Genomic DNA, 23,185 nt, shown 5'->3' with positions numbered 1-23,185 from the left:
TGGCCCGTAAGGGCGGGAAGATAGTCTGGCAGCCACCGCACACGCACTAGCCGTTAGGGCCACACAGGAGCCCAACGGCGACTTCCAGCACCCCAAAAACACACCCAGCCGGCCAAGCCGGCTCTTTCCGTCCTTAATACACACCTGCGGAATGACCGCCACAGAGAGCGCAAGCAGCCCGCCAGTTGGGGCCTTCGTCCACGCCTATCACTGCGCGCTACTACCGTAAGCGTGCGGATGACGCTGGTTAGGGGATATTTTTTGAGCTGGAGACGAGACTTGAACTCGCAACCTACGCATTACAAGTGCGTTGCGCTACCAATTGCGCCACTCCAGCAGTGCAGCACCAGGCTGCAAGTAGGAATGCTACCTGAGGCCTGGTCTGTTTAAAAAAAGTAGGCCCCACCGGTGCACTTTTTCCGGCTAGGGGATAGAGTTCAGGCATATCGCCATTGACCAGTTTCCACGTACGTTAAAAGGGTTCTTGCGTGTCACTTTTTTCCTCGATGCGGGATCGCTTCCGGGCTTCCTCCGGCAACTTCGCCACCATCGACGCCGCCAAAGCCGCCCCGCCGCCCTCCCCGCTGGCACCCGTCGACCTCACCGATGCCGCACAGGTCACCGGCGTCATGGAGATCGCGGCCCGAATCGGTGAGATCCTCATCTGCGCCGGCACAGCCAACTCGGATGCGCGGGCGCAGATTCACCTTGTGGCCTCTTCTTATGGTCTGCATTATTGCCACGTCGATATCGTGATGAATACGATTACCATCCACACCGCTATCGGCACGGGTGAGTCGCGCCGCAACCTCCACGTCTTCCGCGTCGCCCCTTCTCTTACAGTAGACTTCTCGCGCCTATCCGCAGTGGACCGGCTCATCCGTTCCATTCACCAGGGCACCACTCCCCCAGCCCAGGCGGAAAAGCGCCTCGATGAAATCAACGCTATGGGCCCGCCCTATCCGCGGTGGCAGGTGCTTCTAGGCTGGGGCGTAATGGGCGGGACCTTCGCTGTCATGCTCGGCGGCGATGCCCTCGTGGGAGTTATCTCTTTCCTCGTCTCCGTACTCATCATGGGCATCAACATGTGGCTGGCCAACTACCGGCTGCCGCCCTTCTATCAAAACGTGACCGGCGGGTTCATCGTCGTTGTGCCAGCGGCGATCTTGTACAACGTGGCCGCAGGCTATGGCATCAACTTCTCGCCTTCCCAGATCATCAGCTCCGGGATCATCGTGCTCGTGGCAGGTCTGACGTTGGTGCAATGCCTCGTCGACGGTATTACCCGCGCCCCGGTTACCTCCGCTGCGCGCTTCTTCGAGGCCATCATGTCCACCGGCGCGATCATCGGTGGAGTCGGCGTGGGTATCCAGTTCTCTAGTTGGTTGGGCTTTAGCCTGCCACCGCTTGCCACCATCGCACCGCCGGTCTACCACCATGTGCCCCTGCTCATCGCCTGCGGCAGCATCGGTTCAGCCGCATTCGCGCTGGCCTGCGGCGCTTCCAGAATCGAGGTGCTCGTCTCCGGGGCGACCGCAGCAGCCGGCATGGTTTTCTACTACTTCGTGGTCATCCCCTTCGGCGTGACCTCTGTTATTGCCTGCGGCATTGCCGCGGTGGCCGTGGGCCTAGCTGGCGGCTTGCTCTCCCGGCGCTACATGATGCCGCCGCTCATCACCATGATCGTGGGTTATACACCCATGCTTCCCGGGCTCAGCCTGTACCGCGGCATGTATGCCACTCTCAATGAGCAGATGATCACCGGCTTTAGTAACCTCGCCAAGGCTCTGGCCATTACCGGCGCACTCGCCGCCGGGGTGGTTCTAGGCGAGCGCGTGGCGCGCAGGCTGCGCCGGCCCAAGTACTTCCGGCCTTATAGCGCCTTCAAGAGGCTCGGCCGCTACTCCTTCCGCCGTGCCGCGCGCCTGACGCAGCGGGCACCGCGGATTCCGCGCGTCCCGCTCTCGCCCTTTGCCCCGCGCGTGAACCGCCCAGTCTTGCCTCCCAAGCTGGGGCCGAAGAAGCCTTCGAAGTCTGCTGAGTCCTCGGCGGCCACGGCCACGCCACCGCCTTCCGCGCCCAAAGAGCCAAAGTAGTAGCCCTTAGCGTAGAATGGCCTGTCTAAAAGCTATCTTCAACTTCATTTCTATTTGTGCAGGAGGACTTCGTGCCACCAAAGGTCACCGACACTCAGCCTAATGCTGACCAAACGCATGCTGTCGAGGAAGAGACCGCACTCGCTGCCCGTCGCATTGTTGCAACCTACGCCCGCGATTTCCTTGATGGCGTGACGCTGATGTCGATGCTGGGGGTTTCCCCAGAGGGCTTGGTACACAAAAAGGTCTTGGCAGAGCAGGCCGATGCCGCACCCGCTAAAAAGGCCACCAAGTCCGCTGCCAAGAAGGCAACGAAGAAGGCCACCAAGAAAACGGCTAAGAAGGCCAGCAAGTCTACGGCCAAGAAAGCCACGAAGAAGACCGCCAAGAAGGCGACTAAATCCACGGCTAAAAAGACCACGAAGAAGGCATAAACCATGAGCGGCCGCGACAATGACTTTGTAGTAGTGGCCAACCGTCTGCCGGTTGACCTCAACACCGCGCCAGACGGAACCCGCACGTGGAGTGCCTCCCCCGGCGGACTTGTCGCGGCACTTTCCCCGGTTTTGCGCACTCAGCAAGGCTGTTGGGTGGGCTGGCCGGGCGTACCCGATGCCGCGCCGGATCCCTTTTATACCGATGATGGCATCCTATTGCACCCAGTCCGTCTCAATCAGGCGGATTATGAGGGCTTCTACGAGGGCTTTTCCAATGCCACCCTGTGGCCGCTCTACCACGATCTCATCGTCCCGCCCGTTTACAATCTGGACTGGTGGTACGCCTATCGCGAGGTCAACCTCCGCTTTGCAGATGAGGTAGCAGAAGTCGCAGCCGAGGGCGCCACCGTCTGGGTGCAGGACTATCAGCTGCAGCTTCTTCCTGGCATCTTGCGCCAGAAACGCCCCGATCTCACCATCGGTTTCTTCTTGCATATTCCTTTCCCCTCGGCCGATCTTTATAGCCAGCTGCCGTGGCGTGACGAGCTGGTCCGCGGGCTGCTCGGGGCAGATGTCATTGGTTTCCATCTCGAGTCCAATGCCCGCAACTTCCTCGACTTAGCCCAGCGCCTCGAGCTTCCCGTGAGCGGAGAGGTCTCGACCCGCAAGATCACCGCGCATATCGAGACCCCAGACGGGCGCTCGGTGGGAGTAGGGGCCTTCCCCATCTCCATCGAAGTCGATGAGTTCACTGATTTTGATGATGCGGCCCTAGCTTGCGTCGACAAGCTGCGCGCCGATCTGGGCACTCCCAAGCACGTCATCCTCGGCGTGGACCGCCTGGACTATACCAAGGGCATCCTGCAGCGCCTGCTAGCTTTCGAGGAGCTGCTGGAGACTGGGGCGCTTGACCCAGCCGAGGTCACGTTGGTGCAGATTGCCACGCCCTCGCGCGAGCGCATCGAGCATTATAAGAAGACGCGATCGCAAGTAGAAGAGGCCGTGGGGCGCATCAATGGGAGCTTCTCGCAGCTGGGCAAGCCAGTGGTGCAATACCAGCATCGTTCTATAGATAAGAAAGTCCTGCGGTTGCTCTACCGCTTGGCTGACATCATGCTCGTCACGCCTTTCAAAGATGGCATGAACCTCGTGGCCAAGGAGTACGCGGCCTGCCACGATGATGCCAAGGGCGCGCTTGTCCTCTCCGAGTTCGCAGGTGCGGCCGATGAGCTGCCGGAAGCCAATCTGTGCAATCCTTTCGACATCGAATCAGTCAAGAGGTCATTGCTCACCGCCATCAAGGGCTTGGAGGATCAGCCGGAGGTCATGGCCGAGCGCATGCGGATCATGCACGAGCAGGTGATGACGCATGACGTCAAGCTGTGGTCGCGGGCTTTCCTCGACTCGCTGAAGGAGGCTAAGCGCAAGTGAGGAAGCTTCTTCTCAGCGTGGCGGCGGGTGCAATGCTCGGCTGCGCTGCGTGCGGCTCCAACGCGCCGGAGGCCCCGCAAGCCCCTGGGGATGACCGCATTGTGGGCAAGGACTGGCAGGTCGTGTCCATCTACACTGCCCCGGATGCCGCCTCCACCGTGCCGGAGTCACTCGTGGATGTCCCGCAGATAAGCTTCGGGGAGTCTTCCCTGGTGGGCAGCAGTGGTTGCGCGCAGTTCCGCGGGCACGTGTCCTATCACGGCGGCGAGGAGCGCACCAATATCCGCGAGGCCGACACGCTGCGCCTCAATGAGATTGTCTACGACACCCCTAAGGAGGACTGCGAGGGTGCGGCCGGCTGGACCGATGGACACATGCGCAACCTCATGGCCACCGGCCACGAATTTTCCATCCGCATGAATCCGAATAATCAGCTCGTGCTCACCCTGCGCACCGACGCCATCGATTCCCCTGCTCTGCGCATGGTCTCGCTGTAGCGCTGCCGCACCGCGTAAGCTCAGGGCATATGGATAGAGACTTGGATATGGGCCTAGTTGAAGGCCTAGATAAAGCCGCTGTAGAACACATCGCGGAGCTGGCGGATACCCCGCACCTGGCGGTGGTCACGGACTTCGACGGCACCCTCGCTCCCTTTGCCGCCTCCATCTACGAGGCTGAGGCCGATCCCCGCGCCCTCGAGGCGCTCACTGCGCTTTCCACTACGGCAGATACCACCGCGGCCGTGCTCTCCGGCCGCCACCTCGAAGGCCTACGCAGGGTCTGCCCCGTGCAGGAGCCGGTAGTATTCGGCGGCTCGCACGGCGCGGAATCCTCCTGGCAGTCCACCGCCCTTAGCCCGCAGATGCAGGCGCACCTCGATGCCAAGGAGGCGGAGATCCGGAAGCTGATGGAGCGCTTCCCCGGCGCGGAGATTGAGATTAAGCCCTTCCAGCGCGTCTTGCACTTGCGCAAACTAGAACTGAAGGACCCGGACGCGGCCAAGGCGGCCTACCAGGCCGGCCTGCAGTTGGACCCAGCTGGATTTCCGCGCACCGCAGGCAAGTCCGTCATCGAGTTTTCCGCCACTACGGCGAGCAAGGGTTCCTGGATTGAACTCCTGCGCGAGCGCGTGGATGCTACCGCGGTGGTCTTCTTGGGCGATGATGTCACGGACGAGTCCGGGTTCCGCGTCCTCGTGCAGCCGCCAGATCTCGGGGTGAAGATCGGCGAGGGCGAGACTGCCGCCCGCCTGCACTTGGCCGATACCGCCGCAGCTACACAGTTCCTCGTGGCCTTGGCTCATGCCCGCGCTACTGCGCGCGCGGAGCGCTAACACTCGCGCCAGGTGAAAAGCGCGTGGGCAAAAGCCGGCGTGTGCTCGAGAGCTCGGCGTTGTGGTTGGTGCTGTGCTGGGGAGTGTCGTCCAAGGCGTCGTCGATAAGCTGGGCAAGCAGGTGCCCTGCCGCCGCGCCCTTGGCCTTGTTGGGTTGAATAACGGTGCTCAGACCGATATTGAGGGCGGGGGCGATGCCGTCGAAGCCGGTGACGGAGAGATCCTCCGGGACGCGCAGGCCGCGCTCGGCGGCCTCGGCGATAACGCCCAAGGCCATAGAATCCGTGGTGCACAAGACGGCGGTGATGTCCGGGTGGGCATCGATAAGCAGGCTCGCAGCCGCACGCGCGTTGGCCGGCTCGTTGATGTGCCTGGCCATGACGGGGACAGATTCCGGGTCAATCCCGGCGCGTGAGAAAACCTCCAGGGCACCAAGTACGCGGGCGCGCTGGACGTGCATGTCTGCATGCGCCAGCTGAGAATAGGGAACGAAGCCATCGGTGCGTGCGTGCTGGAGGCGAATGGTGAGAATGGCGATGCGGCGATGCCCCGCGTCGACGAGGGCCTGGGCGGCGGGGGCTATCGCCGCATAATCATCGATGCCGACGAAGGGCAGCCCGGCGTCGGTAGGCTGATCGCAGATGACGACTGGGAGGCCGCGCCGGGTGACCGCCTCCAGGTAGGCGTCCCCGGCCGCCACGGAATAGACCACGAATCCATCCACGGCGGCGCCGCCGATAAGGCGCATGGGCTCGTTGCTATCGCCGGCGGTATCGGGGCCGGCGGGGATGAGCGTGAGGGTGGTGCGCGCGCCGGCGGAGGCCTCCGCCATTCCGGCGAGGAAGTCCACGGAGGCCATGTCCTCGAAGGCATAGGAGAGGTGCTCGGTGAGCAGGACGCCCACGGAACCCGCGCGCCGCGTGCGCAGGTTGCGCGCGGTGGGATCCGGGCCGGAGTAGCCGTGTGCCGACGCCGCGGCCAGGATGCGGCGGCGGGTGGCGGGGGCGAGCTGGTCCGGGTGGTTATAGGCGTTGGAGACGGTGGTGCGTGATACCCCGAGTTCCGCAGCCAGGGAGGCGAGGGTTTTGCGGTTCTGGCTGCGTTTTACCATGCAGGCCAGCCTACCTGGTGTGCAGGCAGTGGTGCTCACATCTTGCGCGCACGTTTTCAATAGGTTTCCACTTGACAATTGTTTTCAATAATCGCACACTATCAAACATGAATATCACACGACCTCGTTATCTACGCCCCGCCGCCGCGCTCCTGACCGGCGGCGCGCTCTTGTTCGCCACCGCTTGCTCGGCGGGGTCCTCCTCGACCCCTTCCGACTCCGCTGCTTCCGCGGACAAGGACAAGACCATCAACATCGTTGCCTCCACCTCCATCTGGGCAGATGTAGCCAAGGCCGTGGCCGATACCGCGAATGGCGTTACCGTCAACGTCGATCCCATTGTCAAGGGCAATAGCGTCGACCCGCACCACTTTGAGCCCACCGCCGCAGACATCGCCCGCGCCAACGACGCCGACGTATTGATCGTCAACGGTGGCGGCTACGATTCCTGGATCTACCAGGCCGTCTCCGACCAGGATCACATCATCTCCGCGCTGCCTTTGACCGATCACGGCAAGCTCGATGATGAGCCTGACGTGGTTACGCCGCAGGAGGCGAAGGACATCGCCAAGCAAGACCCCTCCAAGATCACCAACATCGAGGGCAACGAGCACATTTGGTATGACTCCGCCGCCATCGAAAAGGTAGCCACCGAAGTCGAGGATCTTATCAATGACAAGGACCCCGAAGCCGGCGCCACCCGCCGGCCGCTGGTGGATAAGATGGAAGCCCTGCGTGGGCGCGTGGAAGAACTGCCTAAGCTCAACTACGCGCAGACCGAGCCCATTGCGGACTACATCATGAAGTACACCCCCGCCACCGACGTCACCCCGGAGGGATTCCGCAAGGCCACCATCTCCGAGGGCGATCCTACCGCGGCGGATCTCGCGCGCTTCCTCGAGGTCATCAACGAGGGCAAGCTAGACCTGCTCATTTACAACCCGCAGACCGAGACCGACATCTCCCAGCGCATCCACGATGCCGCGGAGGAGAAGAACATCCCGATCGTAGAGATCGCCGACACCCCCTCGGAGGAGACCTCCTTCCTGGACTACTACTCTGGGGTCATTGATTCGCTACAGAAAGTTAAGGCCTAGTGCTTTTAAGTTTTAAGGATGCGGCGGTTGAACCGCTGTGGTCGCACTTGGATCTCGCCGTCAACAGCGGCGAGTTCATCGCCGTTTTGGGCCCCAATGGCGTGGGAAAATCCACGCTGCTCGGCACCATCCTGGGCACCCGCAAGCTCACCGCGGGCTCCGTGGACGTCAACTGCCGGGTGGGTTATATCCCGCAGCAGCGCATGTTCCCGGCCGAGTTGCCCCTGCGCGCGCGGGATCTGGTCTCCCTCTCGCTGGCGCATGGCACGCTGCGCAACCGGCGCCCTTCTCGCGGGAAGGTGGATGAGCTTCTGGCGGAGGTCGGCGCCACGGGTATCGCCGATCGCCGTGTTGGTCAGCTCTCCGGCGGGCAGCAGCAGCTCATCCGCCAGGCCCAGGCGCTGGCCAATTCCCCCCAGCTGCTGTTGGCGGACGAGCCTTTGCTCTCCCTCGACCCGGCGCGGCAGGAAGACACCGTGCAGAAGCTGGATAAGTGGCGTCGGGAGCGCGGCACCTCCATCATCTTTGTCACCCACAGCATCAACCCGGTGCTCGACTTCATCAGCAACGTGTTGTACATAGCGCCCTTTGGGCACCTCTACGGCACCGTGGATGAGGTCATGCGCTCGGAGGTCCTCTCCGAGCTCTACGGCTCCAAGGTCAACGTCATCAAGGTCGATGGGAGGCTCATCGTTGTCTAGCTTCATTCAGGACACCCAGTATTTGCTCGGGGTTGACTTCGTTCAATCATCGCTTATCGCCTGCGCCCTCCTCGGCGTGCTTTCCGGGGTGATGACCTCCCTTATCGTGCTGCGGCAGATGTCCTTTTCCGTCCACGCCACCTCCGAGCTCGCGCTCATGGGTGCGGCCGCCGCGCTGCTCTTCGGCGCCAACATCGGCTTCGGCGCCATCGCCGGTGCCATCGTAGCCGCCATCATCTTGGCCGTGCTCGGCTTCAAGGGCCAGCAAGACAGCGCCATCGGCGTGGTCATGAGCTTCGGGCTGGGGCTTTCGGTGCTCTTCCTCCACCTCTACCCCGGCAATGCCACCACGGCCATGACGCTGCTGACCGGACAGATTGTCGGCGTCACCGCCGCCTCGGTATGGCTTTTGGGGCTCACCACGCTCATCATCGTCGCCGTGGTCTTCTTATTCTGGCGCCCCATGCTCTTTGCCTCCGCCGATCCCATCATGGCCCAGGCAGCAGGTGTTCCCACCCGCGCCATCGCGGTGGGCTTTGCCATCCTCGTCGGCCTCGCCGCGGCCCAATCGGTGCAGATTGTCGGTTCGCTGCTGGTCATGGCGCTGCTCATCACCCCGGGCGCCGCGGCGGTGCAGATTACCTCCTCGCCGCTGCGCGCGGTGCTGTGGGCCACCTTCTTCGCCGAAATCTCCGCGGTGGGAGGCTTCCTCCTCTCGCTCGCGCCTGGCCTGCCGGTCTCCGTCTTCGTCACCACGATTTCCTTCATCATCTACCTGGTGTGCCGGCTCGTGGGTTGGCTGCGGGGGCGTCGTGCCGTGCGCGATGATATCGCCGCCGCACGCGGGACCAAGGCCCAGCTCGAGCTCGCCGCCGCGGGCGAGGAGCACCACACCAGCACCCATAACGAGCGCTGCGCGCACCCCGATTAGAACGCAGGACTAAACTTGACCCCCATGGATTACACGCTGCATCGCCGCCGCATAGAGTTTCAGGGGCATACCCGCACCTTCCTCGTGGTCGAGCCCTCCCACTTGGGCCCGCACCCCGATCTCTTGCTCTTCTTCCACGGATCCCTGCAATCGGGCAACGTCATGCGGCGTTTCACCAACGGCACCTTCGATGAGTTGGCGCAGCGCACCGGCACAGTGCTGGTCTACCCCGATGGCGTGGACCGCCACTTCAACGATTGCCGGGCGCAGTTGCCCGTTGCCGCGCGCGAGCTCGGCATCGATGATGTGGCCTTTACCCGCGAGCTTATCCGCCTCATGCGCGCGGAGTTCTCCACCTCCCGCACGTTGGCGTGCGGTTATTCCAACGGTGGGCAGATGGTCCTGCGCCTGCTTTTCGACGCCCCCGGGCTCATCAACCGCGCCTGCATCTTCGCCTCCACCTTGGGCGAAGGGGCTAACCACGCCCCCAGCAACCCGGAGTCGGCCTATATCCCCACCCCGGTGCTGTTCATGCACGGCACCTCCGATCCCCTCGCTCCCTATGAGGGCGGCGTGGCAGGCATCGATGCGGCGCGTACCCGCGGACCGGTGACCTCGGCAGAGTGGACGGCACGCCACTTCGCCGCCTTGAACGGCGCGGACTCCCGCCCGCAGATAACCGCCCCTTATCCCGGCGTGAAACTACGCCGCTGGGAGGCAGATAACCCGGTGGAGCTGCTCACCATGGAAGGGGTGGGCCACGTCATCCCCTCCGGCAACGAGATAGATCCGCGCCTTGGCGCCACTACCGACGCTTTTCGCGCGGCTAACGTGGTCGAGCGCTTCTTCGGTTTGAGGCGTTAGTCCTCGCGCTGCGCTAGGCGGCGCTGGCGAGAGAACTCATAGAGCACCGCACCGGCTGCCACGGAGGCGTTAAGGGACTCCACCCACGGCGTCATGGGGATGGACATGATGGCATCGCAGTTCTCGCGCACGAGGCGAGAGATTCCCTTACCCTCGGAGCCGATGACGATGACCACTGGATCCTTGCCGCCATCATAGCTATCGAGAGTGTGCTCGCCACCGGCATCCAAGCCGACAACCTGGTAGCCATTCTTCTGGAACTCCTGCACCGTACGCGTCAGGTTGGTCGCGCGTGCCACCGGCAGGCGTGCGGCAGTACCCGCGGAGGTACGCCAAGCCACGGCGGTGACAGAAGCCGAGCGGCGCTCCGGGATGATGACGCCATTGCCGCCGAAAGCAGCCACGGAGCGGATGACCGCGCCGAGGTTGCGCGGGTCGGTGATGTTGTCCAAGATGACGAAAAGGCCCGGCCGCGTGGAATCCTTGGCCTCGGCGATGAGATCGTGGACCTCTGCATACTTATAGGGCGGAATCTGCAGGCCGATGCCCTGGTGCATGCCGTTTCCGGTCATATTATCCATCTCGTGGCGCTGTACCTCGAGGATGGGCAAGTTGCGGGAGTTGGCAATGGCCACCGCCTCGGAGAGACGAGCATCATTGCGGGTTCCGGCCACGATGTAGAGGGAGGTGGCAGGCACCTTGGCGTGCAGGCACTCGATGACCGGGTTGCGGCCCACCACCATCTCGGCGGTTTCCTTCTGGTGGCGCCCCGAATTACGGCGCTCCCGCGCGATCTTGGCCTTGTGCTTGGAGTGATAGACGCGGTCCTCGGCCTTGGGCGTGGGGCCCTTGCCCTCTAGGGCCTTGCGCTGCTGGCCTCCGGTGCCCTTGAGGGCGCCCTTCTTGTTGGTCTTGCGTGCTCCCGCGCCGCCGCGGCCATGGATTCTTGGCATGGTGAAAGTCCTTTCCTTAGGCCAGCGACCAGGTGGGGCCGTCTGGAGTGTCTGTGATGGTGATGCCCGCAGCCGTCAGGCGGTCACGGACTGCGTCAGCGCTGGCATAGTCCCGGCGCGCGCGAGCCTCGGCACGGCGCTCCAGTTCAGCGTGAACGAGGGCGTCCAAGGCCGCATCTGCATTACTAGCTAGTGCACCATCATTCCATTGTGGCGCCAAAGGATCAAAGCCCAGGATTCCCGCCATGGCGCGGACCGACTTCGCCACCGCGCGGGCGCTATCAGCCTCACCCGCCGCGAGGAGCTTGTTGCCCTCGCGCACACGGTTGTGGATCTCCGCCAAGGCGCGCGGCACCGCGATGTCATCGTTGAGGGCGGCGGCGAACTCCGGCGTCCATTCCCCTGCCTCTAGATCATCGAAGCGCTGCAGGAAATCCTCGATGCGGCGATAACCAGCCGCAGACTCCGTCAGGGCAGCCTCTGAGTACTCCAGCACCGAGCGATAGTGCGCGGAACCCAGGTAGTAGCGCAGCTCCACCGGGCGCACGAGGTCTAGCATGTGCGGGATGGAGAGCACATTTCCTAAGGACTTGGACATCTTCTCGCCCGCCATGGTCACCCAGTGATTGTGCATCCAGTAATTGGCAAACTTATCGCCCGCCGCGTGCGACTGCGCAATCTCGTTCTCGTGGTGCGGGAACTGCAGGTCCAGGCCGCCGCCGTGAATATCGAAATTCGATCCGAGGTAATAGGTGGACATAGCCGAGCACTCCAGGTGCCAGCCGGGGCGGCCCCGACCCCACGGGGTAGGCCAAGAAGGCTCGCCCGGCTTGGCCGCCTTCCACAGCGCGAAGTCCTGCGGACCCCTCTTGCCCTCGATGTCGCTCTCGCCCTGCTCCATCTCCTCGACGCGGTTGCCGGAAAGCGAGCCATAGTCAGAGCCTTCCGCGGTGACCCACGCTTGCACGTCGAAGTAGACCGAGCCCCTAGCCGGATAGGCAAAGCCGCGGTCCATGAGCCGCTGCATGTACTCGACCATCTGGGTGACAAAGGCGGTTGCCCGCGGCTCCACAGAGGGCGGGAGCACGCCCAAGGTTTCATAGGCCTTGGCGAACTCGCGCTCATAGGTTGATACCCACTCCCACCAGGGGCGTCCATTCTCGGCGGCCTTGGTGAGGATCTTGTCATCAATATCCGTCACGTTGCGCACAAAGGCCACGTCATAGCCTTGGGCAAGGAACCAGCGGCGCACGATGTCGAAGGCCACTCCGGAACGCAGGTGCCCAATATGGGGCTGGGCCTGCGGGGTGGCACCGCACAAGTAGATAGACACATGCCCGGGGATGACGGGCACGAACTCGCGCTGGGTGCGCGTAGCGGTATCGAAGAGGCGGAGTTTGCTGGCAGGCTTTGTTTCAGTCACGGATGCAGTCACGCCTGCCATCCTAGTAGACGCCGCCTTATCCCCTCACGCATTCGGGGTGCTAGAGCTCCGGCGACTGTTTCCAGACCACCGCGGTGGCCACCGCAGCGCGGCCCTCCTTGCGCCCGGTAAAACCTAGGTGATCCGTGGTGGTTGCGGAGATTGACACGGGTGCGCCGACGACTTCGGATAGCACTGCTTCAGCCTCCGCGCGGCGCGGTCCCATCTTGGGAGTTTGGCCCACCAGCTGGGCGGCCGCGTTACCAATAGTAAAGCCGTGGGATTCCAAAAGCTCCCGGCACTCTTTGAGCAACCGTGCGCCAGAGACGTTGTCATACTCCTTGCGTCCGACGCCGACGAAGGAACCAAGATCACCCAAGTGCGCCGCGGAGAGAAGCGCATCAACCAAGGCGTGGGCCACGACGTCTCCGTCCGAGTGCCCCTCACAGCCATCGTCCGCGCTAAAAAGCAGGCCCGCTATCCAGCAGGGCTTGCCGCTTTCTATCTGATGGGCGTCGGTGGCGATGCCCACGTGGGGAATGATCGGTGCCGCGTTGGCGCTGGAGCTAGTCACTGGGTACCTCAAATACGGTCGGTTCGGCCTCGTCGACCACCGTGCGGGCCAAGGTCATATCGATGGGGGTGGTGATCTTAAATGCCATGGGATCGCCGTGGACGGTGACCACGGGGACCCCAAACCATTCCATCAGGCTGGCGTCATCGGTGGCGAGGAAATCCTGCTGCCCAGAAAAATAGGCCTCATTTGCGTGACGCAGCTGTGCAAGATCAAAACCCTGCGGGGTCTGCACCGCACGCAGGCGGGAGCGATCCGGCGTTTCCTGCACAACGTGGTCCTCGACGGTCTTGATGGTGTCGGCCACAGGCACGACCGGTATTACCGACGGGTTGCCCTCCAAGACCTTCGTGGCCACCCTGGCAATGAGCCCGGGAGGGGTTAGAGCGCGTGCCGCGTCGTGGATGAGCACCACCGCATCCTCATCTTCCACGGCCTGCAGGCCCGCCCACACGGAATCCGCGCGCTCTCCGCCCCCGTGGACAAATCTCACGGGACAATCGACGCCGGAAAGAACCTGCCTGGCGTGGGATTCCATGGACGGGCTGACGACGATGAGGATGGAATCGACGATCTGCGAGTTCACCATCGCCTGGACGGAGCGCTCCAACAGCGTCTTGCCGCGCAGCTCCACGTAGGCCTTAGGGATCTCGGCGCCCAGCCGAGTGCCCTGGCCGGCCGCGGCGATAAGCGCGATGACCGGCCGGCGGGCACCTACCCTAGCGCCGCCGCCCTGGCCCTTATTCTTTGTCGTCGAAGGACAGGTCCGCGAGGTCAATGTCGTTCTCACTATCGAGGCTGGTGGTTACGGACTTATCCTCCACCAATCCGGCGGCACGGTGGCGCTCGATGGTGGCCTGGATTTCCTCCTCCATGGTGTCCGCCTTCTTCTCATCGACGGGCTTGGCCAAGGCCAGCTCTCCGACCAGAATCTGGCGTGCCTTGGCCAGCATGCGCTTCTCGCCTGCAGACAGCCCGCGATCTTGATCGCGGCGCCAGAGATCGCGCACTACCTCGGCGACCTTATTGATGTCTCCCGAGGCCAGGCGCTCCTGGTTGGCCTTGTAGCGACGCGACCAGTTGCCGGCCTCTTCCACGTCTTCCTCACGCAAGACGGCGAAGACCTTCTCTAGGCCCTCTTTGCCAACGACGTCACGCACGCCAACCAACTCGGCGTTCTTGGAAGGGACGCGGACTACGAGGTCGGATTGATTGATCTGGAGAACCAGGTACTCGAGGGTCTCTCCGCCCATTTCGCGCTGCTCGATATCCTTGATCATCGCCGCGCCGTGATGCGGGTAAACAACGACCTCTCCGACCTTAAACTCCATTGCCACTCCTTTTAGCTGCGGATCCATCCCCCGTCACGCTTGGTATAAATCAAGGGACGCGGGTCCGCGATAGTCCTTGCGCTTCTCGACGGCAGCGCCGCCCAGACGACGCCACGCATACAGACCGCCAATTCTAGCACGCGCCGAAGTCCAGCCCTTTTCCTATACCCACTAAGGGAAAGCAACACGGACTGGATACCCCCGTATTACCCCGTGGCCTAACCGCGAGCTTTTAGCGAAACTGTGTACTTCGCACCCAAAGGGACTAGGCTAAATCGTTGATAAGCTCTGTGATCGCAATCGATGGAGGACACTGAAAGTGCAGTCCCTGAAGTCCGCCGCCCGCCGCGGTGCCATTATTTCCGTTACCGCCCTGTCCGCGTTGGCGCTGGCTTCCTGCTCGGCAGGTCACGTCACCCAAACGTCCGATAAGGTCGCCGCCGTTGACGGCACCTCCGCGGCCACCGAGGACGGTAAGGTCGCCGTCCGCGATGTCACCATCCTCGTCGAGCCTGACACCGGTGCGGCCGCGCTGAAGTTCAACGCCATCCACCAGGGTTATAAGACTGACGTCATCTCCCTCGACTCCGTCTCCGTGGACGGTCAGGATGTCGCGCTGGGCAGCCTCAAGCCGCTCACCCGCGATCAGTCCATCGTGGCCGATTCTGCAGCCAACCTCGCGGCCTTTGATCAGCACAACACCGACACCGTCCAGTACGTTGCCACCACGTTGAAGAATGATGACTACGGCTACGCCGGCTACCGCCCGGTAGTCTTCCGTTTCTCCAATGGCACCCTTGAGGTCAACGCCGCTATTGCCGCATCCCCCCTCAAGGCCGGCGAGTACAACCGTGACGTGGAGTCCACCCCCGGTTACACCACCGAGGAAGCACACTCGGGCCACTAGAGCTCACTCAGGCGGGCGAGGTGCGGCGCTCCTTGCATCAAATACGACCGTGCTCCTCCCCACTTCCAGTTCTTTCCGGACTTGGGGAGGACCACGGTCGTATTCTTGCTTCTGAAGTTCCCGGGGTTTTAGTTCAGCACCAACTTGCGCGGCAGGCCCGGCGGGTTAATCTCCACGGATTCGACTGACTCGCCCTCAAGGCCCCAGCGGTCGAGAACCTCCTGGTAAGCGCCGTCCTTAATTGCATTGCCAAGGGCGATAGCAACTGGTTCAATGAGACCATTATCCTTCTTGGTAGTCGCACCGATGTTGGCAGTCAGTGGCCAGCCACCAGGAATCAAACCGACAAGCTTGGTATCGCCGGTATTGCGGGCCGCGAAGGCTCCCGTGGCATTCGGACCAAAGGTGGCATCAACGCGGCCAGCCTGCAGAGCGAGCTGGGCTGCGGTTTGATCATCGTAATACACGAGCTGCGCCGGCTTCTCCCCCTCAGCTTCTAGTTCTTCATTCCAGCGCAATAGCACCTCCTCCTGATTGGTTCCGGATCCCACAACTATCTTCAATCCGCTGATGTCCTCCGCGGATTCGATCTTTTCAATTTCATTGTCTTTCTGGACGTAGAAACCGAGCAGGTCTACGCGATAGGTTGCGATGTCGAAGATATCTAGGCGCTCCTCCGTCACTGTCACGTTGGCCGTAACTAGGTCATACTTGCCAGAAGATACTCCAAGGGGCCAATCTGCCCAGCTCACGGGCACAGGGTTGAACTCTAGCCCAAGGCCGTCAGCCACAAGCTGTCCGAAATCAACCTCGGAGCCGATGAGCGTGGTGTTATCGTCCTCAGCGTAGATATTAAGCGGCGCGGTGCCGACCGCGATGGCTACCGTAAGCTTTCCCGGCTCGACCGGCTTAAAGCCGCTCTTCTCCAACGCTTGAACCGCCTCATCGACCTTGACTTGTCGCGGTCTATCTTTGGCGTTTTGTGAGCTAAGGTCGAAACCGCCCTCTGCGTTCGAGTCTGCCACCGGACTCACGGCGGAGCTATCAGTAGTTGAGGAATCATCGCCTCGAAACGCGACAGCGATAGCGACAGCCAATGCCACCAAGAGGACGACGCCGCCTGCTACCACGCCGGTTTGTTTCTTACTTAAAGCCATGTTGATTCTTCCTTTTCTGTGGGGAGTTTTGGTCGAGATTTTTCACAAGCGCTTCTAGAGGATGCTTTCAATGAACGCCCGTGTGCGCTCGTGGCGCGGGTGGTCTGATACCTGCTCAGGGGTACCGGACTCCACCGGGGCGCCGTCGGAGAGGATGACATCAGGGTCAAGCGCCAGCGCGCGGGCAATGGCCACGCGTTGCTGTTGTCCTCCGGAGAGTTGCCTAGGGTAGTCCTCCCCCTTGTCAGCGAGCCCCACGCTGGCGAGCAGGTCGCCCTTGCGGCGGTAGCCAATGTATTCGCCGTCGACCGTAATATCCCCCGAGTCGATCGACTCCAGGTGGTTGATGGTGCGCAGCAGCGTCGACTTGCCCGAGCCGGAGGGCCCAATGAGGGACACCACCTCGCCAGGGTTTACGGTCAAAGAGATGTCCTTTAAGACCTCGTGCTCCCCATAGAACTTGTGGACGTGGCTTATCTCTACCAGGCCCTCCTTCTTTGCTTCTTTCTTGGACACGGATTGTGGAGTAAATGCTGTGGTCATTAGTTCTTTACCTTTGCGGTGGTGGGGGCTTCGCCAAGCGCGGCCCAGCTAGTGGCAACCCAGTGACGCAGGCGCTGGAAGGGCGTGGGTGGAAGCTGGCGCTGCGTGCCCTTGGCATAATGCCTTTCCACGTAGTACTGGATTATGGACAGCGCGGTCGTGATGAGGGCATACCAGGCCACGGAGACCATGAGCAGCGGAATCGGCTCCGAGGTGCGGTTGTAGATGACCTGCACGGTATAGAACAGCTCCGGCAGGGCCACGATGAATACCACCGAGGTGCCCTTGACCTGGCCGATGATCTCGTTGAACGCATTGGGCACGATGGACCGGGCCGCCTGGGGCACGATGATGCGCAGGAAGCGCCTGGACCGGGGAATGCCCAGCGCCGCGGCGAAGAAGGCCGAGATGAGCGAGGTGGTCTGCACCTCGTAGATCCAAAAGTTCGTGGTGAACGTGGTCCCTAGGCCCAAGGTGGGATAGAGGTAGCCCAGGTTGTACCACACGAGGATCTGCACCAGCAGCGGCACGGAGCGGAAGAACTACACGTAGCCAAAGGCGGCGGAGTTGAGGATGGCGGAGGAGGACAGCCGCATGAGCGCGAGCAGCGCCGCCAGCAGGAATCCGCCGATGATGGACACCACCGTGAGCACCAGCGTCAACCGCAGGCCGCGCAGGATGGCGTCGTTGAAGAAGTACTGTGCGAAGACGTCCCACTGATAGTTTTTGACGGTGACTAAGGACCACAGGAACTGCGCGAGCAGGAATATGACGACGGCCGAGGCCACGTAGAGGCCCCAGTTCCGGCGCGGGATGACCCTCCCCTCAGCCGTCGCTGTAGGCGCAGGCTCGGGGTTGCGCGCGCTTGGCGAAGCCGCCGCTACCCCGAAGGACCGAGTATCTAGTGTGCTTGTCATGTGTTGTCTCTCTTCTTATAAGTGTGCTTTCCCGCACCGTACGGGGCTTGAAGCGAGACTTTACGTAGACATCTTGGTCTAGTCTAGATAGACCGTTCAATTCACTCTGGGTGAATCTAAGGCTTGCCGTTTAGCGCCACCACACGCCGTGTCCGGGCCATGGCTTAGTCTTAGGGAATGGCTAAGAAAGTTCGCCCGGTTCATACGTGCTCAGAGTGCGGCTACGTCTCTCCTAAGTGGCTGGGACGCTGCCCCGAGTGCGGGGAATGGGGCACCCTGCAAGAATCCACTCCCGCAGCTTCCGGTGGCGCCGCCGCCGCAGCCGTGACGGGGCAGCTCACCCCAGGGCTGACCCCCACCAGCCCGGCCGTGCCCATAACAAAAGTCGGCGCGCAGGCCACGCGCACCCTTCCCACCGGCATCGGCGAGCTCGACCGCGTGCTCGGCAAAGGCCTCGTGCCAGGCTCCGTTGTCCTCATGGCCGGAGAGCCCGGCGTGGGCAAGTCCACCCTTTTACTCGAGGTGGCCTCGCGCTGGGCCGCCCAAGACCATACCGCGCTCTATGTCACCGCGGAGGAATCCGCGGGCCAGGTCCGCGCCCGCGCCGAGCGCACCGGCGCCCTCCACGACAGCCTCTACCTCGCCGCGGAATCCAACCTCGACACCGTATTCGGCCACGTCAGCGCCCTCAAGCCCGGACTTATCATCGTGGACTCCGTGCAGACTATGCATGCCGCCGGCGTCGAGGGAGTAGCAGGCGGGGTGGCCCAGTCGCGCGCCGTGACCGCCGCGCTGACCACCCTGGCCAAGTCCACCGGCATCCCCATCCTCTTAGTCGGCCACGTGACCAAGGACGGCAACGTCGCCGGTCCCCGCGTCCTCGAGCACCTCGTGGACGTTGTCTTAAACTTCGAGGGCGATAAGCAGTCGAGCCTGCGCATGCTGCGCGGCATCAAGAATCGCTTCGGCGCCACCGATGAGGTGGGCTGTTTCGAGCAAACCGCCACCGGCATCCGGGAAGTCTCCGATCCCTCAGGCCTCTTCCTCTCCCACCGCGGCAGCACGCCGGATGGTTCCGCCGTCACCGTGGCCATGGATGGAGTGCGCCCCATCCTCGCCGAGGTCCAGGCACTGACCGTCGATCCGGTGGCAAAGAACCCACGCCGCGTGGTCACCGGCCTCGACTCCAACCGCGTGCCCATGGTCCTGGCAGTGTTGCAGGCACGCGCGGGCGAGCGCACCAATGACAAGGACGCCTACGTCGCCACCGTGGGAGGCATGCGCATCCTCGAGACCGCCACCGATCTCGCGGTGGCTCTAGCCACCTGGTCCTCGCTGCACGAGAAACCACTGCCGCCGAAGATGGTGGTCATCGGCGAGGTGGGACTAGCCGGCGAGCTGCGCCCGGTTCCTGGCCTAGATAGGCGCCTGGCCGAGGCCGCACGCCTGGGTTATACCCGCGCCATCGTGCCCAATACAAAGGTCACCGCCACGGGGATCAAGGTGCGCAAGGCTTCCACCTTGCGCGAGGCCATCTCCCTGCTTGCCTCTTAGGCCAGGTTGAAGGGCGTCGGCGCCGAGGGGTTATCTCCCAAGACGGCGTGCACGTAGTAGCCGCCGGTGGGCGCCTCTTGGCGGTCCGTGCATTGTCCCGGCTTGGAGGTACGCCGCGACCACTCCGCCTTGAAGTTGCGGTCTGAATTGGATTTGAATACCTGCTCGCCGGTCTCCACCGCCGGGTAGCAATCCGTATCCGCCCACATCCGCGCGTTGGTGGACAGGCCATAGACCTCGAAGCGCAGCTGATTCTCATCAAGGTTGATAACGCAGTCCGCCGCCGTGGGGTTGTGCACGCGCATATAAAACACCGGCAGCGCACCCGGGGCAAAGGTGTCCTCTGCCGCTATAGCAGTAATCTGCAGGTCCGCAAGCTCGCAGGTCCGCTTCGCATCCGCGGCAAGCGGGGTGCTGGGCTCGGAGGCCTTCTCGCTCTCAGAGCTTTTGGCAGATTCCTCGGTCTCAGAGCTTTCTGAGCTTTCTGTGCTTTCTGTGCTTTCTGTGCTTTGCGAAGTCTCCGAGGTCGCGGCGGCCTCGGACGTCTCCTGCGGCGCGGTGGTCGAGGTCACCGCGACGGAATCGGCGTTGTTGTCCTTCCCCGATCCGCCAAAGAGCGAGGTGACCGCCCAAATGAAGAGCGCCACAACCACGAGGATTACTACCAAAGCCGCGACGCGGCGGCGGGTATAGACCTCTTGGGGCAGCTTCTTCGGTTGCGCGGGATTTGGTTTAGTCACGCCCCCAATTTTAGGGTGTGAGCGGGTCAGATAACATCACCGCGCGCCGCGTGTCTGGCTATTTGACCCCGTGGGTGGCCACGGTCTCTACGCTGGAATCCTCCAGCAGGTAGCGCGCGCCGACCACGCCGAGGGTGCCGGAATCAAGCAGACGGCGTGCCGCGGGCACATCAGAGATGATCTGCGAGACGGTCTGCACGGTGTTCTCGCGCTCGAAATCGGCGGTGGTATCCCGGCCAGCGCGCTGGGCAACGAGGGCGCACGTTGCGACCTTCTCAATAATGGGGCGCTGCAGGCCAGTGGGAAGATCGCTCTTGCCGGACAGGAAAGAGGCCGCCGCAGCAACTGCGCCGCAGGACTGATGCCCCATGACTACCAAGAGGTTGGCGTGCAGATTCTCCAGCGCATAGTCCAAAGAAGCCAGAACGGCGTTATCCAAGACATGACCGGCGGTACGGATGACGAAGGCATCACCGAAGCCAATGTTGAACACGTGCTCAATCGGGGCGCGCGAATCCGAGCAGGATAAGACGATGACTCGCGGATCTTGTCCGGCAGTGAGCTGGTAGCGCTCGTCCGCCATCTGGCTCACGGCGATGACGTTTCCCGTCACCAGACGCCTATTGCCCTCCTGCAGGGCTTCCCATACCTTTTGTGGTTCGTGTGGAACTTTACTAAGTGGCATACCCATTACTATAGACCGACCAACTGCCTCTAGACTGATTGGCTTGATGGATACGCAAGCTCTATTGGTCTGGTTTCAGGCCGCCGAACGCCCGCTGCCCTGGCGCAAAGAGGGCACGAGCGCCTGGGGAGTGCTGCTCAGCGAGGTTATGAGCCAGCAAACCCCCGTCGCCCGCGTGGCTCCCGTCTGGGAGGAGTGGATGAGCCGCTGGCCCACCCCGGCCAGCTTCGCGCGCGCCTCTCGCGCCGAGGTTCTGCGCGCCTGGGGCAAGCTGGGCTACCCGCGTCGCGCCCTGCGGCTGTGGGAGTGCGCGCAGGTGCTGGGGGATGAGCCTGTTCCAGACGACGTCGACAAGCTTTTGGCCCTGCCGGGGATCGGGGACTACACCGCGCGCGCCGTGGCCTGTTTCCACTATGGCCATAACGTGCCCGTGGTCGATACCAACGTCCGCCGCGTCTATGCGCGCGCTGTCAGCGGCACTTTCCTGGCGCCGGGGGCGTCGAAGAAGGAGCTGGGTGAGGTGGCCACGCTCCTGCCAGAATTGCAGGGACCCCGGTTCTCCGCCGCTCTCATGGAGCTCGGCGCCCTGGTGTGCACCGCCAAGAACCCCGACTGCGCGCACTGCCCGCTGCGGCCAACCTGCGCCTGGTTCCAGGATGGCTGTCCGCCGCCGAACGAGCAGGAACTCGCCCGTGCGAAGAAAAAAGTCCAGAAGTTCCAAGGCACTGACAGGCAGGTGCGCGGGCTCATCCTCGACGTGCTGCGAGCGGCCGCCCACCCGGTTCCTCAGGCCGACATCGACGTGGTCTGGCCCGACGCCGCGCAACGCTCCCGCGCCCTGGCATCCTTGCTTGACGACGGCCTCGCCGAACAAGACCCCTCAGGACTCTTTCGCCTGCCCCTCTAGAGGTGGCGAAGGGCGATGGTTGAAGTCAATGAGATGCCCCAGCGCCCAATCGCGGTCCGTGATGAGCCGCGCCACGATGAGGCCAGAGCCTATGGCCAGCACCACCATGCAGGCGGTGGCCAGATTGCTCAAGGCCTGGTCCATGTTTCCGGCGTTGAGGTGATAAACGGTGCGAAACATCGCCGTGCCTGGAATCATGATGACGGAGGCCGGAACTGTGGTGGTAATCCGCGGCAGATGCGCCCGGCGCGCGGCCACCGCGCCCAGCATCCCCACGATGAGGCCGCCGATGAAGGCCGCCATATAAGCCGTGCCGCCGAACTCCGCAAGAAAGATTCGCGTCATATTGGCCACTGTGCCCACACATGCGGCCACCAGCACCATGCGCCGCGAAGAATTAAAGAGGAGGGCAAAGCCGGCGATGCCACAAAAGCTCGCCGTGGCTGCGGCGGCAAACCACAAAGGCTGCGGATCGGGCGTACCAGGCCTGGGCGTGAGCTCCGTGAACCAAGTGACCATGGTGACGGTAAACGTCGCCGTAATGATGACCGTGACCGCATAAGTCAGGCGCGCCATGCCCGCCTCGAAGTCGAAGCGGGCTAAATCAATGAGCGCCGAGAACAGCGGGAACCCCGGAATGAGGAAGAGAACCGCCGCCACGTAGCCGGAGGAATAATCCGCCGAGGTCGCCAGGCCCAGCGCGTCTAAGGCCTCAGTGCTGAAGAAGTAGAACAGGCTGGCCACCGTGCCCGCGGCGACGATGCACCCCAGCTGGTGCACGTGCTGGCGGTGCAGTCCCCACCGGGCAAACTGACCCAAGAAGGCCGAGATCGCCACCAGACCCACCGCATAGGCCGGGAAGTAATTCAAAACAGCGAAGGAGGCACAGGCAACAGCTGCCGCGCAGGCCAAAATCCACCCATTCCAGCGCTTGACCACGTTGGACTCGATCTCGTCGAGCATGGCCGTGAGCTCTTCTGCCGTGATGCCATAGTGCAGCCGGTGGTGAGTGAGATCCTCGAGTGCCTCAATGCGCGAGGCATCCACCGCCGGCGAATGCTGCTGCGCCACCACGGTGCGAAAGGAACGCCCCTGGTGGAAGGTGCACGTAATCTGGGTGACCCCAACATTGGCATCAAGCCTGTCAAAACCCAACGCGCGCGCAGCGCGTTTCATGCCGCGCAGCACGCGGTAGCCAGAGGTCCCCGCCCCCATCAGGAGCATGCCAAGGCGCAAAACAACGTCCGCCTCAATACCCATGCGGACGTAGTTGCTACCGGGTTGAAAGGACATGAATTAACGCCAACGACCCCGGAAGTTCAGCCCGCCAGGCAAGTTAATCCACATGCCGCCGCGGGAATTGAAGGTCACCGGGCCCACTTTCGTAGAAAGCGAGGCACCCGATCCAGAGACGTTGATCCAGCTATTCTTGCCGGTCTTTTTGCGTGAACGATATTGAAGGCCCATGCCTTAAACTCTAGCGCAACTGCGCC

Annotated in this window: 26 protein-coding genes and 1 tRNA gene; 12 read left to right on the top strand and 15 right to left on the bottom strand. The window is 62.7% G+C overall.

From position 1 onward, the window contains the following. Nucleotides 1-264: 264 nt before the first annotated feature. Nucleotides 265-337, bottom strand: a tRNA-Thr gene (locus B2696_RS08000). A gap of 151 nt (nt 338-488) precedes the next feature. On the opposite strand from B2696_RS08000, the gene thrE reads away from it, so the two are divergent. From thrE to otsB, 5 genes are all read left to right on the top strand, one after another. Further along, a complete protein-coding gene (gene thrE, locus B2696_RS07995) occupies nt 489-2,096 on the top strand; it encodes a threonine/serine exporter ThrE (protein ID WP_286954937.1) in 1,608 nt (535 codons plus the stop codon). 71 nt (nt 2,097-2,167) lie between these two features. Beyond that, entirely contained in the window at nt 2,168-2,530 is a 363-nt protein-coding gene (locus B2696_RS07990) for a hypothetical protein (RefSeq protein ID WP_075730546.1), read from the top strand. Between the two features lie 3 nt (nt 2,531-2,533). Continuing rightward, nucleotides 2,534-3,964, top strand: coding sequence for an alpha,alpha-trehalose-phosphate synthase (UDP-forming) (locus tag B2696_RS07985; protein ID WP_286954936.1), 1,431 nt, complete (start codon nt 2,534-2,536; stop codon nt 3,962-3,964). Further along, a complete protein-coding gene (locus tag B2696_RS07980) occupies nt 3,961-4,461 on the top strand; it encodes an META domain-containing protein (protein ID WP_286954935.1) in 501 nt (166 codons plus the stop codon). The genes B2696_RS07985 and B2696_RS07980 overlap by 4 nt, the downstream gene beginning before the upstream one ends. A 29-nt stretch (nt 4,462-4,490) precedes the next feature. Next, nucleotides 4,491-5,297, top strand: a complete 807-nt coding sequence (otsB, locus tag B2696_RS07975) for a trehalose-phosphatase (protein WP_286954934.1) — start codon at nt 4,491-4,493, stop codon at nt 5,295-5,297. Here the strand turns inward: otsB and B2696_RS07970 are convergent. Beyond that, entirely contained in the window at nt 5,275-6,408 is a 1,134-nt protein-coding gene (locus B2696_RS07970) for a LacI family DNA-binding transcriptional regulator (RefSeq protein ID WP_286954933.1), read from the bottom strand. The genes otsB and B2696_RS07970 overlap by 23 nt on opposite strands. 107 nt (nt 6,409-6,515) lie before the next feature. Here B2696_RS07970 and B2696_RS07965 point away from each other — a divergent pair, with 107 nt between their 5' ends. The 4 genes from B2696_RS07965 to B2696_RS07950 are packed head-to-tail and all read left to right on the top strand — an operon-like array spanning nt 6,516 to nt 10,001. Next, on the top strand, nt 6,516-7,505 hold the full coding sequence (locus B2696_RS07965) for a metal ABC transporter solute-binding protein, Zn/Mn family (RefSeq protein WP_286954932.1): 990 nt from the start codon (nt 6,516-6,518) through the stop codon (nt 7,503-7,505). Next, complete coding sequence (locus tag B2696_RS07960) at nt 7,505-8,206, top strand: metal ABC transporter ATP-binding protein (RefSeq protein WP_286954931.1); 702 nt, start codon at nt 7,505-7,507, stop codon at nt 8,204-8,206. The genes B2696_RS07965 and B2696_RS07960 overlap by 1 nt, the downstream gene beginning before the upstream one ends. Further along, nucleotides 8,184-9,137, top strand: coding sequence for a metal ABC transporter permease (locus tag B2696_RS07955; RefSeq protein ID WP_286954930.1), 954 nt, complete (start codon nt 8,184-8,186; stop codon nt 9,135-9,137). Before B2696_RS07960 ends, B2696_RS07955 begins: the two co-directional genes overlap by 23 nt. A gap of 24 nt (nt 9,138-9,161) precedes the next feature. Further along, a complete protein-coding gene (locus B2696_RS07950; protein ID WP_075730553.1) occupies nt 9,162-10,001 on the top strand; it encodes an alpha/beta hydrolase family esterase in 840 nt (279 codons plus the stop codon). Here B2696_RS07950 and rlmB read toward each other — a convergent pair. The 5 genes from rlmB to B2696_RS07925 are packed head-to-tail and all read right to left on the bottom strand — an operon-like array spanning nt 9,998 to nt 14,282. Beyond that, nucleotides 9,998-10,954, bottom strand: coding sequence for a 23S rRNA (guanosine(2251)-2'-O)-methyltransferase RlmB (gene rlmB / locus B2696_RS07945; RefSeq protein WP_075730554.1), 957 nt, complete (start codon nt 10,952-10,954; stop codon nt 9,998-10,000). The two genes, B2696_RS07950 and rlmB, sit on opposite strands and share 4 nt — an antisense overlap. Before the next feature lie 16 nt (nt 10,955-10,970). After that, nucleotides 10,971-12,389 (bottom strand): cysteine--tRNA ligase, encoded by a 1,419-nt coding sequence (cysS, locus tag B2696_RS07940; RefSeq protein WP_286954929.1) that lies wholly within the window; start codon nt 12,387-12,389, stop codon nt 10,971-10,973. Between the two features lie 49 nt (nt 12,390-12,438). Further along, on the bottom strand, nt 12,439-12,951 hold the full coding sequence (gene ispF / locus B2696_RS07935) for a 2-C-methyl-D-erythritol 2,4-cyclodiphosphate synthase (protein ID WP_286954928.1): 513 nt from the start codon (nt 12,949-12,951) through the stop codon (nt 12,439-12,441). Continuing rightward, nucleotides 12,944-13,648 (bottom strand): 2-C-methyl-D-erythritol 4-phosphate cytidylyltransferase, encoded by a 705-nt coding sequence (ispD, locus tag B2696_RS07930; protein ID WP_286954940.1) that lies wholly within the window; start codon nt 13,646-13,648, stop codon nt 12,944-12,946. The genes ispF and ispD overlap by 8 nt, the downstream gene beginning before the upstream one ends. 43 nt (nt 13,649-13,691) lie before the next feature. Then, nucleotides 13,692-14,282: a CarD family transcriptional regulator gene (locus B2696_RS07925; RefSeq protein ID WP_075730557.1), complete on the bottom strand. Its 591-nt coding sequence runs from the start codon at nt 14,280-14,282 to the stop codon at nt 13,692-13,694. A 319-nt stretch (nt 14,283-14,601) separates the two neighbouring features. Between B2696_RS07925 and B2696_RS07920 the strand changes: the two genes are divergently transcribed. Then, complete coding sequence (locus tag B2696_RS07920; protein ID WP_286954927.1) at nt 14,602-15,189, top strand: hypothetical protein; 588 nt, start codon at nt 14,602-14,604, stop codon at nt 15,187-15,189. 128 nt (nt 15,190-15,317) lie between these two features. On the opposite strand, the gene B2696_RS07915 is transcribed toward B2696_RS07920, so the two are convergent. From B2696_RS07915 to B2696_RS07900, 4 genes are read right to left on the bottom strand one after another with little or no spacing between them, the layout of a single operon-like run. Next, on the bottom strand, nt 15,318-16,346 hold the full coding sequence (locus B2696_RS07915; protein WP_286954926.1) for an ABC transporter substrate-binding protein: 1,029 nt from the start codon (nt 16,344-16,346) through the stop codon (nt 15,318-15,320). A 54-nt stretch (nt 16,347-16,400) separates the two neighbouring features. Continuing rightward, complete coding sequence (locus B2696_RS07910; protein ID WP_286954925.1) at nt 16,401-16,889, bottom strand: ATP-binding cassette domain-containing protein; 489 nt, start codon at nt 16,887-16,889, stop codon at nt 16,401-16,403. Then, on the bottom strand, nt 16,889-17,419 hold the full coding sequence (locus B2696_RS07905; protein ID WP_286954924.1) for an ABC transporter permease subunit: 531 nt from the start codon (nt 17,417-17,419) through the stop codon (nt 16,889-16,891). Before B2696_RS07905 ends, B2696_RS07910 begins: the two co-directional genes overlap by 1 nt. Before the next feature lie 12 nt (nt 17,420-17,431). Continuing rightward, complete coding sequence (locus B2696_RS07900) at nt 17,432-17,806, bottom strand: hypothetical protein (RefSeq protein WP_286954923.1); 375 nt, start codon at nt 17,804-17,806, stop codon at nt 17,432-17,434. A gap of 177 nt (nt 17,807-17,983) precedes the next feature. Between B2696_RS07900 and radA the strand changes: the two genes are divergently transcribed. Then, entirely contained in the window at nt 17,984-19,360 is a 1,377-nt protein-coding gene (gene radA, locus B2696_RS07895; protein WP_286954922.1) for a DNA repair protein RadA, read from the top strand. Here radA and B2696_RS07890 read toward each other — a convergent pair. Both B2696_RS07890 and B2696_RS07885 read right to left on the bottom strand, forming a co-directional pair. Beyond that, nucleotides 19,357-20,100: a hypothetical protein gene (locus tag B2696_RS07890; protein WP_286954921.1), complete on the bottom strand. Its 744-nt coding sequence runs from the start codon at nt 20,098-20,100 to the stop codon at nt 19,357-19,359. The two genes, radA and B2696_RS07890, sit on opposite strands and share 4 nt — an antisense overlap. A 58-nt stretch (nt 20,101-20,158) precedes the next feature. Next, nucleotides 20,159-20,785 (bottom strand): carbonic anhydrase, encoded by a 627-nt coding sequence (locus tag B2696_RS07885; RefSeq protein ID WP_286954920.1) that lies wholly within the window; start codon nt 20,783-20,785, stop codon nt 20,159-20,161. A gap of 46 nt (nt 20,786-20,831) precedes the next feature. On the opposite strand from B2696_RS07885, the gene B2696_RS07880 reads away from it, so the two are divergent. After that, entirely contained in the window at nt 20,832-21,692 is an 861-nt protein-coding gene (locus B2696_RS07880) for an A/G-specific adenine glycosylase (RefSeq protein ID WP_075730561.1), read from the top strand. Here the strand turns inward: B2696_RS07880 and B2696_RS07875 are convergent. Then, a complete protein-coding gene (locus B2696_RS07875) occupies nt 21,666-22,952 on the bottom strand; it encodes a threonine/serine ThrE exporter family protein (protein ID WP_376778870.1) in 1,287 nt (428 codons plus the stop codon). The genes B2696_RS07880 and B2696_RS07875 overlap by 27 nt on opposite strands. A 36-nt stretch (nt 22,953-22,988) precedes the next feature. Then, complete coding sequence (locus B2696_RS07870; protein ID WP_075730563.1) at nt 22,989-23,159, bottom strand: DUF4236 domain-containing protein; 171 nt, start codon at nt 23,157-23,159, stop codon at nt 22,989-22,991. Nucleotides 23,160-23,185: the final 26 nt, after the last annotated feature.

It is taken from the genome of Corynebacterium sp. UBA4397, assembly GCF_002390965.1.
Taxonomy (GTDB): Bacteria; Actinomycetota; Actinomycetes; order Mycobacteriales; family Mycobacteriaceae; genus Corynebacterium; species Corynebacterium flavescens.
Note: the sequence above shows the minus strand (reverse complement) of the source record. Positions and strands in the feature narration are given on the sequence as shown.

Coding starts and splice junctions, on each gene's coding strand:
- B2696_RS07985 (WP_286954936.1), top strand. CDS start 2,534: ATGAGCGGCCGCGACAATGACTTTGTAGTAGTGGCCAACCGTCTGCCG.
- otsB (WP_286954934.1), top strand. CDS start 4,491: ATGGATAGAGACTTGGATATGGGCCTAGTTGAAGGCCTAGATAAAGCC.
- B2696_RS07970 (WP_286954933.1), bottom strand. CDS start 6,408: ATGGTAAAACGCAGCCAGAACCGCAAAACCCTCGCCTCCCTGGCTGCG.
- B2696_RS07965 (WP_286954932.1), top strand. CDS start 6,516: ATGAATATCACACGACCTCGTTATCTACGCCCCGCCGCCGCGCTCCTG.
- B2696_RS07955 (WP_286954930.1), top strand. CDS start 8,184: ATGGGAGGCTCATCGTTGTCTAGCTTCATTCAGGACACCCAGTATTTG.
- B2696_RS07950 (WP_075730553.1), top strand. CDS start 9,162: ATGGATTACACGCTGCATCGCCGCCGCATAGAGTTTCAGGGGCATACC.
- rlmB (WP_075730554.1), bottom strand. CDS start 10,954: ATGCCAAGAATCCATGGCCGCGGCGGCGCGGGAGCACGCAAGACCAAC.
- B2696_RS07925 (WP_075730557.1), bottom strand. CDS start 14,282: ATGGAGTTTAAGGTCGGAGAGGTCGTTGTTTACCCGCATCACGGCGCG.
- B2696_RS07915 (WP_286954926.1), bottom strand. CDS start 16,346: ATGGCTTTAAGTAAGAAACAAACCGGCGTGGTAGCAGGCGGCGTCGTC.
- B2696_RS07910 (WP_286954925.1), bottom strand. CDS start 16,889: ATGACCACAGCATTTACTCCACAATCCGTGTCCAAGAAAGAAGCAAAG.
- B2696_RS07900 (WP_286954923.1), bottom strand. CDS start 17,806: ATGACAAGCACACTAGATACTCGGTCCTTCGGGGTAGCGGCGGCTTCG.
- radA (WP_286954922.1), top strand. CDS start 17,984: ATGGCTAAGAAAGTTCGCCCGGTTCATACGTGCTCAGAGTGCGGCTAC.
- B2696_RS07885 (WP_286954920.1), bottom strand. CDS start 20,785: ATGCCACTTAGTAAAGTTCCACACGAACCACAAAAGGTATGGGAAGCC.
- B2696_RS07880 (WP_075730561.1), top strand. CDS start 20,832: ATGGATACGCAAGCTCTATTGGTCTGGTTTCAGGCCGCCGAACGCCCG.
- B2696_RS07875 (WP_376778870.1), bottom strand. CDS start 22,952: ATGGGTATTGAGGCGGACGTTGTTTTGCGCCTTGGCATGCTCCTGATG.
- B2696_RS07870 (WP_075730563.1), bottom strand. CDS start 23,159: ATGGGCCTTCAATATCGTTCACGCAAAAAGACCGGCAAGAATAGCTGG.